General features: G+C 71.9%; 10 protein-coding genes. 6 read left to right on the top strand and 4 right to left on the bottom strand.

The features are described 5' to 3' along the window. Positions 1-6 precede the first annotated feature (6 nt). Positions 7-1350: an MFS transporter gene (locus tag GPA03_RS08355; protein WP_156251542.1), complete on the top strand. Its 1344-nt coding sequence runs from the start codon at positions 7-9 to the stop codon at positions 1348-1350. 6 nt (positions 1351-1356) lie between these two features. Here GPA03_RS08355 and GPA03_RS08350 read toward each other — a convergent pair whose 3' ends face one another. Then, positions 1357-2631: an MFS transporter gene (locus GPA03_RS08350; RefSeq protein ID WP_241681167.1), complete on the bottom strand. Its 1275-nt coding sequence runs from the start codon at positions 2629-2631 to the stop codon at positions 1357-1359. Positions 2632-2701: 70 nt separating this feature from the next. Then, entirely contained in the window at positions 2702-5002 is a 2301-nt protein-coding gene (locus tag GPA03_RS08345; protein WP_156251540.1) for a sodium-translocating pyrophosphatase, read from the bottom strand. 158 nt (positions 5003-5160) lie between these two features. Here GPA03_RS08345 and GPA03_RS08340 point away from each other — a divergent pair, with 158 nt between their 5' ends. After that, positions 5161-5781: a DUF998 domain-containing protein gene (locus tag GPA03_RS08340; RefSeq protein WP_206673491.1), complete on the top strand. Its 621-nt coding sequence runs from the start codon at positions 5161-5163 to the stop codon at positions 5779-5781. Between the two features lie 10 nt (positions 5782-5791). Here GPA03_RS08340 and GPA03_RS08335 read toward each other — a convergent pair whose 3' ends face one another. After that, positions 5792-6256, bottom strand: coding sequence for an NUDIX domain-containing protein (locus tag GPA03_RS08335; RefSeq protein ID WP_156251539.1), 465 nt, complete (start codon positions 6254-6256; stop codon positions 5792-5794). A 74-nt stretch (positions 6257-6330) separates the two neighbouring features. On the opposite strand from GPA03_RS08335, the gene GPA03_RS08330 reads away from it, so the two are divergent. Further along, complete coding sequence (locus GPA03_RS08330) at positions 6331-7323, top strand: serine hydrolase domain-containing protein (RefSeq protein WP_156251538.1); 993 nt, start codon at positions 6331-6333, stop codon at positions 7321-7323. On the opposite strand, the gene GPA03_RS08325 is transcribed toward GPA03_RS08330, so the two are convergent. Then, on the bottom strand, positions 7320-7565 hold the full coding sequence (locus GPA03_RS08325) for a hypothetical protein (RefSeq protein ID WP_156251537.1): 246 nt from the start codon (positions 7563-7565) through the stop codon (positions 7320-7322). The two genes, GPA03_RS08330 and GPA03_RS08325, sit on opposite strands and share 4 nt — an antisense overlap. Positions 7566-7673: 108 nt before the next feature. Here GPA03_RS08325 and GPA03_RS08320 point away from each other — a divergent pair, with 108 nt between their 5' ends. The 3 genes from GPA03_RS08320 (at position 7674) to GPA03_RS08310 (ending at position 12081) form a co-directional block, all read left to right on the top strand. Then, positions 7674-8189 carry a sigma-70 family RNA polymerase sigma factor gene (locus GPA03_RS08320; RefSeq protein ID WP_156251536.1) on the top strand — a complete coding sequence of 172 codons (516 nt, stop codon included), beginning with the start codon at positions 7674-7676 and terminating at the stop codon, positions 8187-8189. Continuing rightward, positions 8186-9388 (top strand): hypothetical protein, encoded by a 1203-nt coding sequence (locus tag GPA03_RS08315; protein ID WP_156251535.1) that lies wholly within the window; start codon positions 8186-8188, stop codon positions 9386-9388. The genes GPA03_RS08320 and GPA03_RS08315 overlap by 4 nt, the downstream gene beginning before the upstream one ends. A 218-nt stretch (positions 9389-9606) precedes the next feature. After that, entirely contained in the window at positions 9607-12081 is a 2475-nt protein-coding gene (locus tag GPA03_RS08310; RefSeq protein ID WP_421958407.1) for a DEAD/DEAH box helicase, read from the top strand. The last annotated feature ends 67 nt before the right edge of the window (positions 12082-12148 follow it).

The following is a 12148-nucleotide window of genomic DNA, read 5'->3' as shown; positions in this document are numbered from 1 at the left end:
GTCCGCATGAACAACGTGCCGGCCGTGCCCGCGCAGGTCGACGAGATCGCCCCGGTCCCGCGCAAGGTGGTGCGTGCCTGGAGCATCTGGGACTTCGGGCAGCAGTCGTTCAACACCGTGATCCTGACGTTCGTGTTCAGCGTGTACGTGACCGGAACGGTTGCCGACAACGAGCTGCGCGGCACCCAGGTCTTCTCCAACACGCAGGCGTGGGCCGGCCTGGCGATCGCGCTGCTCGCACCAGCGATGGGCACGTTCGCCGACCGGTTGCGCAACTCCCGGCTGCTGCTGACGATCGCCACCCTCGCCACGATCGTGTGCATGGCGGGGCTGTGGTTCGTCAAGCCCGAGGACAGCTACCTGCTGCTCGGCTGCATCCTCATCGCCGTGGCGTCGGTGTTCTCCGAGCTCGCCGGCGTCTTCTACAACAGCATGCTGCTGCACATCTCGACGCCGAAGACCTACGGCCGGATCTCCGGCACCGCCTGGGGCCTGGGCTACATCGGCGGCGTGTTCGCACTGGTGGTGGCGCTGTTCGGGTTCATCCTCGACGGCGGGATGCTCGGCCTGCCCACCGACGGGGCACAGAACGTGCGTGGTGTCGCGCTCATGTGTGCGGGCTGGTTCCTCCTCTTCGGGCTGCCGCTGCTGATCCTGGCCCCGCAGGAGCCGCCCTCGCTCGCGACCGGCCGCTTCAACCTCCTCACCGCCTACCGCGATCTCGGCGTCCGGCTGGTGCACCTGTGGCGCTCCGAGCGCTCGCTGCTGCACTTCTTCCTCGCCTCGGCCGTCTACCGCGACGGCCTCGGCGCCGTGTTCACATTCGCGGGCGTGCTGGCCGCGAACGCCTACGGGTTCAGCCAGACGATGGTGATCATCTTCGGCCTCGCCGCCAACCTGATCGCCGGCATCGGCACCTGGTTCGCCGGCCGGCTCGACGACAAGTTCGGCCCCCGCCCGGTGATCGTGGCCTCGCTCGTCGTCATCCTCGTGATGGGCACGGCGATCATCGCCTCCGACGCCGACATCGTGTTCTGGGTGGGCGGCCTCGTGATCGCGAGCTGCGTGGGCCCGATCCAGTCGGCGTCGCGGTCGATGCTGGCACGCATGACGTCCGCCGAGACGGCGAGCGAGAACTTCGGCCTGTACGCCACCGCGGGCCGTGCCGTCAGCTTCCTGGCACCGGCCGCGTTCGCCTCGTTCGTGGCGATCACCGGGCAGGAGCGCCTCGGCATCATCGGGATCGTGATGGTGCTGGCGCTCGGCCTCGCCCTCTTCCTATCGATGCGGTTCACCGAGCAGGCCGAGGAGCGCCGCCGCGCTCAGGACCCGACGCTCGAACGACCCTGACCGCGCTCAGTCGGACTCCTTCGACGGCGGCGGCTCCTCCGCCACCCGGGCGTGCCTGAAGCCGGCGGCGAGCAGCGACACGGCGGTGATCAGGAACAGCACCGCCGAGACCAGCAGCATCGGCCCGAGCCCCACGCGGTCCGCGAGCAGGCCTGCCACGGGCGAGACGACCACCACGACCGCGCGGTTGAAGGACCGCATCGTGGTGTTGGTCCGCGCTTGCAGGTCGTCGGGCGTGAGCGACTGCCGGTAGGCCATCTCGTGGCTGTTGCTCAGCCCCATCGCGAACCCGTGCAGGGCCTGCCCCACCCCGAGCGCGACCGCCGCCGCGAGCGGGTTCGCGGCCAGCAGCAGCGCTGATGCGATCACCAGCACGCCGGCCACCGAGACGCTGTGCGAGACGATGATCGCGCCGCCTGTGCCGACCCGGATCCCGATCCGCCCGCTGGTCGTTGCCCCGACGAGCGCACCCACGCCCGCGGCGGCGGCGGCCAGGCCGAACGCCACGGTCGAGAGGCCGAGCTCACGGAGCGCGAACGGGGCCAGCACCACCCCGAGCACCGCGTTCGCCGCGAACCACAGGTGGGTCGCCAGCGCCAGCACCCGCAGCCCGGACTCGCGGTACACCCACTGCACACCGACGGCGATGTCCCGCCCCAGCGAGCGCAGCGCCTTCTCGCGGCGCGGGGCGGGCGGCGGCTCCTCGGTCGCCAGGGTCGCCACCGCGATCATCGAGGCGGCGTGCCCGAACGCCGAGACCACGAAGGTCAAGGGCGCACCGAGCAGACGGATGAGCACACCACCCAGCGCCGGTCCGCCGGTCTCGGCGACCGCCGCAGCGCCGTCGAGGCGGGCGTGCGCGGGCTGCAGGTGCTGCCGCGGCACCAGCCTGGTCACGAACGACTGCGAGGCCGCGTCGTTGGCCAGCGACGCCAGCCCATAGCAGGCGACCACCCCGAGCACGAGCGGCAGCGAGAGCGCTCCGGCCGCCCAAGCCGCCGGGATCGCCAGCAGCAGGAGCAGCCGGATCAGGTCCGTGACCACCATGACCGGCCGCCGTCGGACACGGTCGACAAGGGCTCCGACCAGGAGCCCGAAGGCCAGATAGGGCAACCACCGAGCAGAGCTGAGCAGACCGGTCTCGGTCGCTCCGCCGTCGAGATCGAGCACCACCAGGGTCTGCAGCGCAAGACCCGTGATGGCGGCGCCGAGGCCCGTGATCGCCTCACCGGTCCAGAAACGGCGAAAGCCTGGCGGCGGGAACGTCGTCGTGGTCGGCACCGGTCCACCCTGCCGCAACGAGAGCGGCGCCGCCGACCCGAGCGGGTCGACGGCGCCGGTTCGCAGGCGATCAGGCGTCGACGGCGTCCCGCTCGGCCTGCTCCTCGTTCTCGGCATCGGTCTTCGACGCACGCATGCGCGAGGCCACGATCGCCACGACCGCCACCGCGGCGGCGACCAGCGCGATGCCGATCCGCAGCACGTGGTTGCCGTCGATGCTGACAGCCACGATCGCCGGCGCGATCAGCACCGAGACCAGGTTCATCACCTTGATCAGCGGGTTGATCGCGGGGCCGGCCGTGTCCTTGAACGGGTCACCGATCGTGTCGCCGATGACGGCGGCCTCATGGGCGGGCGAGCCCTTGCCGCCGTGGTGGCCATCTTCGACGATCTTCTTCGCGTTGTCCCAGGAGCCACCGGAGTTCGCGAGGAACACGGCCATCAGCACACCGCAGGCGATCGCGCCCGCGAGGAACCCGGCGAGCGGCCCGACGCCGAGGCCGAAGCCGACGGCGATGGGAGCAAACGCGGCCAGCAGCCCCGGGGTGGCGAGCTCGCGGAGCGAGTCCTTCGTGCAGATGTCGACGACCTTGCCGTACTCCGGCCGGGTCTCGCCGGTCATGATGCCGGGGATCTCCCGGAACTGGCGGCGGACCTCGAGCACGATCGCACCGGCGGCGCGGGTCACGGCGTCGACCGCCAGACCCGAGAACAGGAACACCACCGAGGCGCCGATGATCACGCCGACGAGCGTCATCGGGGAGATGATCTCGTAGCTGAACAGAGCAGCGGTCAGGTCGCTCTCGGCGATCCGGTCGGCGGCCGAGCCGAGCGCGGTGATGACCGCATCGGCGTAGGAACCGAACAGCGCCGTGGCGGCAAGCACCGCGGTGGCGATCGCGATGCCCTTGGTGATCGCCTTGGTGGTGTTGCCGACGGCGTCGAGGTCGGTGAGGGTCTGCGCACCCTCCTCGTCGACGTCGCCGCTCATCTCGGCGATGCCCTGGGCGTTGTCGCTCACCGGGCCGAAGGTGTCCATCGCGACGATGACGCCGACCGTGGTGAGCAGCCCGCAGCCCGCGAGCGCGATGAGGAACAGCGAGAGCCACAGGTTGCCGCTGGCGATGAGGAACAGCCCGCACAGCGCGGCGCAGATCACGCCGGCGGTGTAGACGGCCGAGTGGAAGCCGACACCGATGCCCGAGAGCACCACGGTGGCCGCGCCGGTGCGGGTGGAGGCGGCGACCTGGATCGTGGGGCGCTTGTTGGTGTCGGTGAAGTAGCCGGTCAGCCACAGGATGACGCCGGCGAGGACCACGCCGATCAGGACCGCGAGCGCGGCGATGAGGCGGGGGTCGGTGGTCAGGCCGGTGAGGCTGACGATCTCGCTGCCGGGCGTGACGGACTCGAAGCTGCCGGGCAGGTAGACGAACGCGGCGATGCCGGCCAGCACGGCACCGACGATCGCGGAGATGTAGAAGCCGCGGTTGATCGCGGTCAGGCCGGACTCGGCGCCACGGACCTTCGTGATGACCACGCCGAGAACGGCGACCAGCGCGCCGATCGCGGTGACGATCAGCGGGAAGATCAGGCCCTGCTCGCCCATGGTGGCCTTGCCCAGGATGAGGGCGGCGACCAGCGTCACGGCGTAGGACTCGAAGAGGTCCGCGGCCATGCCGGCGCAGTCGCCCACGTTGTCGCCCACGTTGTCGGCGATGGTGGCGGCGTTGCGCGGGTCGTCCTCGGGGATGTGCTGCTCGACCTTGCCCACGAGGTCGGCACCGACGTCGGCGGCCTTGGTGAAGATGCCGCCGCCGACGCGCATGAACATCGCGAGCAGCGCGGCGCCGAAGCCGAAGCCCTCGAGGACCGCGGGGGCCTCGAACCCGAAACCGAGCACCACGGCCGCGGCGCCCAGCAGGCCGAGGCCCACGACGCCCATGCCGACCGCACCGCCGGTGCGGAAGGCGATGCGCGCGCCCTCGACCCGCCCGTTCGGCTTCATCGCGGCAGCGGCGACGCGCAGGTTGGCGCGGGTGGCGAGCCACATGCCCAGGTAGCCGATCGCGGCGGAGAACGCCGCGCCGAACAGGAAGGCGACCGAGCGGCCGATCCTGACCCCGCCGTCACCGGGTAGCAGGAACAGCAGACCGAAGACCAGGACGGCGAAGATCGCCAAGGTCTTGAACTGGCGGGTCAGGAAGGCGGACGCACCTTCCTGGATCGCGCCGGCGATCTCCTGCATCTTCGGGGTTCCGTCGTCGGCCGCGAGGACCTGGCGGCGCAGGATCGCTGCGATCACCAATGACGCGATGGCGATCAGACCAATGACCGCAACAGTGACAAGACTGCTCGTAGCGAGCGAGGGCATCCGTCCTCCATGACGTGTGCGTACCGGTGGCTGTCGGGGTCATCGGGTACGTCCCCCTGCCTGGTTGGGCAGTCTAGGCCAGGGCGGCCCTGGCGCCGACCATCTGTCCGAGCCGCGGGGTCACCGGCGCAGGAAGGCAGGGATGGCACCATGACGGCGTGAGCGGGGGCGTGCAGGAGGCTGTGCTGATCCTCGGCGCGGTCGCGTCGCTCGCCTTCCTGGTGGGCAGCACGATCGACGGTCTGACCCGATCCTCCTACAGCGTCATCCGGCACCCGGTGAGCGCGCTGGCTCTCGGCAGCCGCGGCTGGCTGCAGAACCTCAGCTTCGTGCTGTGCGGCGCCCTGATCGCCACCGGTGGCGCGGGTGTGTGGAGCACGTCGTGGCTGCTGGCTTCCGGGGTGATCGTGCTCGGCCTCGGGCTGCTCGCCTCCGGGATCTACCCGATGGACCCGGCGCGGGGGTACCCGCCCGGCACCCCCGAAGGCGATCCGCCGTCGCCCTCGCAACACCACGTCCGCCACGACCAGGCGGGCGCGGTCGTGTTCTTCACGATGCCGGTGCTCCCGCTGGTGGCTGCCCTGACGGCGGCTCTGCCCATCCCGTTCCGGTGGGCATCCGCCGCGGTCGCGGTGGCCGTCGCCGTCGGGGTCGGCGCGTTCAGCAAGGCGTGGGAGGCAGAGTCCCCGCGCGCGGGTCTGGTGCAGCGGCTGGCGCTCGCGGGCGGGCTCGGCTGGCTCGCCGCGCTGCTGCTCGTCGTTGCCGCCGAGACGCGTTGAGCGTCGCTGCTCAGGCGGGATCGTGGAAGCCGAACGCCAGGTACCCGGTGCCGCTGCCGAGGTGGGTCAGCGCGACGCGCTCGTGGGGCACGGTCGGCTCAGGCAGGTCGGTCAGCGGGAACCAGGCCAGCCCGGAGGCCTTCTCCGGCTCGAGCAGCCGGGGTTCGCCCGACCAGCTGCGAGCGCTGAAGAAGAAGTCGACCCGCTCGTCGATCGGGTCGGCCCCCTGGGTGCGGTGCATCGTCAGCTCGAAGGTGAGGTCGATGTCGGCGAGGCCGAGCTCCTCGGCGGCCTCACGGGCGGCCGCCGCGAACGCATCCTCGCCGCGCTCCACGTGCCCGGCCGCTGCCGCCGCCCAGAACCCGTCCATGTACCCCGTGTCGCGGCGGAGCTGCAGCAGCACCTCGGTCCCGCCTTCGCCCTCGCGGAGCAGGTAGACGTACGAGGCGGGAACGACGACGAACCGATCGAGCACCCGCTGAGCCTAGGCCCGATCGACCGCCCGCAATGCCCTTGGTCAGACCGCTCGGCCAGGCCTACGGTCAGCGCATGCGCACCGAGAAGCTCGACGCCACGGCCGACCGCACCCGATTCTCCGGGGTGGTCGCCGAGCTCGGCGGTGCCTCCGACATGGTGCGGCCCTACGGACTGGCGAACCGGTCGACCGGGACCCCCGTCACCGCCGACACCCGGTTCGCGCTCGCCTCGGGCTCGAAGGGCATGACGGCGCTCGTGATCGCCTCGCTCGTCGAGCAGGGTGCGATCACGCTCGAGACCCGGGCCCGCGAGCTCCTCGGCGAGGACCTGCCGCTGATCGACGACGCCGTCACCGTTCGGCACCTGCTCACGCACACCTCCGGCATCGGGGACTATCTCGACGAGGACACCTGGGAGGCCGCCGACCACGTGCTGGCGCGCCCGGTGCACGAGTACCTGACCACGTCGGACTTCCTGGGCGATCTCGAGGGGCATCAGCAGGCGTTCGCGCCCGGCGACCGGTTCACGTACTGCAACGGCGGCTTCGTGGTGCTGGCTCTGCTCGCCGAACGCGCGAGCGGGACCGGCTATCACGAGCTGGTGCGGACCCGTGTGCTTGAGCCGGCGGGCATGGTCGACTCCGGCTTCTTCCGGTCCGACCGGCTGCCCCAGCGCACCGCGATCGGATATCTCAGCGAGGACGAGGATGCGATCAGCAACGTCTTCCACCTCCCGATCCTCGGCTCCGGTGACGGCGGCATGTACACGACGGTCACCGACATCCACCGGTTCTGGACGGCGCTGCTCGCCGGCGCGATCATCTCGACCGACATGACCGAACAGATGGTCACGACCCAGGTCAAGGTGCCCGATGACGCCGACGACTACGGGTTGGGTTTCTGGCTGCGGCCCAGCGTTGAGGGTGATGTGGACCCCCAGCTGGTGGGCCAGGATGCCGGCGTCTCCTTCCTCAGCCGCCATGACCGCAGCGCCGGCGTGACCCGGACCGTGCTCTGCAGCACGACCGAGGGCGCGTGGGCGATGTGGGACGCGCTGCTGGACTAGTAGAACCAGCTGGGCGCGCCGCTCGGCCGGAAGAACAGCACGTGCGAGCAGCGCTGGCACACCCTCATGGTCAGCACGTGGTTGCTCATTCCCCACCGCGTCTCGATCTTGCCCTCTTCCTCGCTGAAGGTCGTGCCTCGGCACACGGGGCAGACCAGCTCACGGGCGGGCCCCGGATCTGCGGGCTCCGGCTGGTCCCGGTGGGGCTCGGGTGATCCCCACACGGGCATCTCGTCGGTCATGGCGGCCATCCTGCCAAGAGCCGGCACCGAGCCGCGCAGGCTCCACCCAACGATTGACCGCCCCCGGACGTCCTGACAGGTGAACAATCGACCTGTCGAGGAGGTGCTGTGCGCGACGACGACGTGCTCGCCGAGTTCGTCCGCGATCGGGGCGCGGCGCTGCTCAAGCACGCGACGCTGCTCACCGGCAGCCGCCGCGGCGCCGAGGACCTCGTGCAGGATGCGCTCGTCAAGGTGTTCGCGAGCCGTCACGGGCGCGTGCGGGACATCGACAGCCTCGAGGCGTACGTGCGTCGCACGATCCTGACGATCTTTCTCGACTCCTACCGGCGGCACCGCCGCTGGGTGAAGGTCCGCCACCTCCTGGTCGATCCCGACGAGGGCCGTTCCGACGACGAGGTGGCCGCCAGCCTCGACGTCACCGCAGCGCTGCGCACGCTGAGCCCCCGCGAGCGCGCCTGCGTGGTCCTTCGCTTCTACGAGGACCTCACGGTGCCGCAGATCGCCGCCGAGCTCGGGCTGGCGCAGGGCACCGTCAAGCGCTACCTCTCCGATGCCGGCCACGCCCTCGCCGCGGAGCTGCGCCCCTCGCCCACGACGCACGAGACCGAGGTACTGCCATGACCGACCTGCAGGCATTGCTCGCCCAGGCCGCCGACGATCTCGTCCCCGAGCGCGATCCGCTGGGCGGACATCTCGACGGCGTCCGTCGCCTCGTGCGCCGCCGGCGCGCCATCCGGAGGGTGCAGGCGGGTGCGGGTGCCGTGGTCGGCGTCGCCGCGATCGGCACGGCGACGCTGTGGACGCTGCCCGGCCCGGTCACCCCGGCGGTGCCGGCAGCGTGGTGCGGCGAGCCCGCGATCGAGGTGCTCCCGGCGCCGGGCGAGCTCGACGGCTTCGCCACCCTGCAAGTCAGCGATGGCATGTCGCTGACGATGCGGGCACAGCTCGAGAACCTGGGCGACGCCGAGGCCACCACGGCCGGTGAGGTCGTCCTGGTGGTCTCGCTGCAGGGCACGGGTGAGGTGATCGGCTACGCGGCGGTCGCGCCCGAGCCCGTGACGATCGCTCCGGGCACCGCCGGCGACGTGCTCGCGAGCGCGACCCTGGAGAGCTGCGCCCGGGCGGGGGTGACGGCGGGCGGCCCGCTTCCCGACGGCGTGTACGACCTCACCCTGACCGGCACCGCGACCGCCGCCGACGGGACCGAGCTGCCGTGGCGGGCGGCCACCAACGGGATCCGGGTCACCGACGGCCAGGTGGTGGACCCTCAGGCTGACGGCGAGCCCGACGGCGAAGCCACTCCCGCCGCCGCCTTCACCCCGATCTGCGGCGACATGATCCCGGCGGTGGCGGAGAACCCGATGTGGGCCTCGACGGCGGCGTCCGGGGCCGACCCTTTCCATGCGGGCGACCCTGACGAGCCCTACACCGACGGGCTGCCGTTGGACCTGACGATCGGGACCGTCTCGGACGCCCCGCTGTCCGGCGAGCTCAGCGCCGAGGTGGTCACGGTGCTCACCGACCTGAGCGGGAACGTGATCACGTGGTGGCGGGCGTCCGAGCACGGGCGCCCACTCGATCTCGGGCCCGCGCTCGACCTGGCGGCCGGCGGTGAGCAGGTGTTCGAGGGATTCGCCTGGTTCCCCGTGGTCGACTCGTGCGCGGGTGAGCCGACCCCGCTGACCGACGGCGACTACCGGCTGTTCACCTGGGCCGAGGTGGGCGTGCGCGCGGGCGAGGGCGACGCCCTGGAGACGTACCCGATGGTCGGGGCGCCGCTCGACGTCAGCGTCACCGACGGGGCGATGAGCATCGGCTAGCGCACCCGCACGGGGAGATCTGCCCACGCCGTCGGACCATGAAGTATCACCATCCGGACTAGCGTGGCTCACGCCTCGGAACCACGGGATGGGGACCCGGTATGCGGTGCTGCCGGGGGGCCTCACCGCCAGCACGGGTCCGACCGAGGAGATGCGGGAGGCGGTCGCACCAGGTGCGGCCGCCACCCGCTGTCGGTCCGAGCGCGCACAATGGAGATGTGGCAGCTGGAGCGGTGGAGGCGTCGGCCTCGGGGACCCTTGAGGCCCTGCTGACCGGCGAGCGCGAGCGTGACTGCCTCGTGCACCTCGAGCACCTGCCCGCGCGCAAGGCTGTGCCCGGAGCGTGGCCCGCGTGGGCGGATCAAGATCTGGTGGCGGGGTACCGCGCCCGTGGGGTCGGGCTGCCGTGGCGCCATCAGACCGAGGCGGCCGAGCACGCCTGGGCCGGGCGGCACGTGGTGATCGCGACCTCCACCGGGTCGGGCAAGTCGCTGCCGGCGTGGCTCGGCGCCGTGACGGCGATCCGCGCGACCCGGCCGGCAGCTCGGCTCTCGGAGCTGTCGCGGCGACCCACGGCGCTGTACCTGTCCCCCACCAAGGCGCTGGCCGCCGATCAGCTGCACGGGTTGCAGACCCTGCTCGACGCCGCCGCGATCCGCGATGTGCGGGCCACCACGGTCGACGGCGACACGAGCCTCGACGAGCGGGACTGGGCTCGCGACCACGCCGACATCGTGATGAGCAACCCGGACTTCCTGCACTTCTCGATGCTGCCGGGGCACCGCCGGTGGCAGCGGCTGCTGTTCGGGCTGCGGTTCGTGGTGGTCGATGAGTGCCACGCCTACCGCGGCGTGATGGGCGCGCACGTCTCGCTGGTGCTGCGGCGGCTGCTCCGGGTCGCCGAGCACTACGGCGGTCGGCCCACCGTGGTGCTCGCCTCGGCGACCACGGGCGACCCGGCGGCGACGGCGGCGCGGTTGCTCGGCGTGGAGCCGGGCGCGGTCGCGGCGGTCACCGAGGATGGTTCCCCGGCCGGCCGGCGCACGGTGGCGCTGTGGCAGCCGCCGCTCGCCGAGGGCCTCGAGGATCTCGAGGGCACCGACGACGACGCCCCGATCTCCGGCACCCCCGATGCCCCGCGCCGCTCGACCCTGAGCGAGGTCGCGGACCTGCTGGTCGACCTGGTGTCCACACGGCGGCGCACGCTCGCGTTCGTCCGATCGCGGCTCGGTGCGGAGGTGATCGCCGATCACGCGCGGAACCGCTTGCGGCCGCAGTGGCAGCCGCCGGGTTCCGCGTCGACAGCGCTGACGGCGCAGGGCGATGGTGCCCCTGCGGTGCCCGAGGGTGAGCCGCCTGTCGGGCCGCACTCCGTGGCTGCCTATCGCGGCGGCTACCTGCCGGAGGAGCGGCGCGACCTGGAACGCGCGCTGCGCACCGGTGAGCTGCTGGGACTGGCCTCCACCAACGCGCTCGAGCTGGGCGTGGACATCGCCGGGCTCGACGCCGTGCTGATCGCGGGCTGGCCGGGCACCCGGACCTCGTTGTGGCAGCAGATCGGCCGCGCGGGCCGCGCCGGCGCTGAGGGGCTCGCGGTGCTCGTCGCCTCGGACGACCCGCTGGACTCCTACCTGCTGCGGCACCCGGAGGCGATCTTCGGTGCGCCGGTCGAGGCCACGGCGTTCGACCCGGGCAACCCGTACGTGCTGGCCCCGCACCTGTGCGCGGCCGCCGGTGAGCTGCCGATCCGCGCCGAGGACCTGCCTCGCTTCGGGCTCACCGACGAGGTGCTGCTCGACGAGCTGGTCGCGCGCGGGCTGCTGCGCCGCCGCGGCCGCTGCTGGTACTGGAACTACGACCGACCGGAGACCCCGCAGAGCCTCACCGACCTGCGCGGCGGCGCCGACACCGTCATCTCGGTGGTCGAGGAGGACACCGGAAGCGTGGTCGGCACCGTCGACGGCGCACGAGCCGACGCCGTGGTCCACGAGGGCGCGATCTACACCCACCAGGGGCGCACGTTCCGAGTGACGCACTACGGCGACGACGTGGCCCTCGTGGTCGCCGAGCGCCCGCCGTTCCGCACCCGGGCCCGGTCGGAACGGCACGTGCGCATCCTCGGCGCGCAGGACCAGCAGGTGTGGGGCCCGATCACCTGGCACCGGGGATCGATCGAGGTGACCTCGCGCGTGATCGGGTACGACCGCCGTCGGCTGCCCGGGCTCGACCTGATGGGGTCGTACACGCTCGACCTGCCGGAGCGGGTGCTGCGCACGGCCGCGGTGTGGTGGACGGTCGAGACCGACGTGCTCGCCGACTCCGGCATCGGCCCGGACGAGCTGCCCGGCTCGCTGCACGCGGCTGAGCACGCCAGCATCGGGTTGCTGCCGCTCGTCGCCACGTGCGACCGGTGGGACATCGGCGGTCTCTCGACGGCGCTGCACGCGGACACCTTCATGCCCACCGTCTTCGTCTACGACGGCTACCCCGGCGGCGCCGGGTTCTCCGAGCGTGGCTTCGCGGCAGCGAGGTCGTGGATGCGCGCGACCCGCGACGCGGTGGCCTCCTGCCGGTGCCGCGACGGCTGCCCGGCGTGCGTGCAGTCGCCCAAGTGCGGCAACGGCAACAACCCGCTCAGCAAGGCCGGCGCACGCCGAGTCCTCGACCTGCTGCTTGCTCACGCCCCCGCCTGAGAGCCGTCAACACGATTCCGTCCACACCCCGGATTCCACACGATTCCGTACACGCCCAGGTGGTGGC

The organism is Pseudactinotalea terrae, from assembly GCF_009733845.1.
In the GTDB taxonomy this organism is placed as follows: Bacteria; Actinomycetota; Actinomycetes; order Actinomycetales; family Beutenbergiaceae; genus Pseudactinotalea; species Pseudactinotalea terrae.
Note: the sequence above shows the minus strand (reverse complement) of the source record. Positions and strands in the feature narration are given on the sequence as shown.

Excerpts from the sequence above, each read along its gene's own strand:
- GPA03_RS08345 (WP_156251540.1), bottom strand. The coding sequence starts at position 5,002 with ATGCCCTCGCTCGCTACGAGCAGTCTTGTCACTGTTGCGGTCATTGGT.
- GPA03_RS08325 (WP_156251537.1), bottom strand. The coding sequence starts at position 7,565 with ATGACCGACGAGATGCCCGTGTGGGGATCACCCGAGCCCCACCGGGAC.
- GPA03_RS08355 (WP_156251542.1), top strand. The coding sequence starts at position 7 with ATGAACAACGTGCCGGCCGTGCCCGCGCAGGTCGACGAGATCGCCCCG.
- GPA03_RS08315 (WP_156251535.1), top strand. The coding sequence starts at position 8,186 with ATGACCGACCTGCAGGCATTGCTCGCCCAGGCCGCCGACGATCTCGTC.
- GPA03_RS08330 (WP_156251538.1), top strand. The coding sequence starts at position 6,331 with ATGCGCACCGAGAAGCTCGACGCCACGGCCGACCGCACCCGATTCTCC.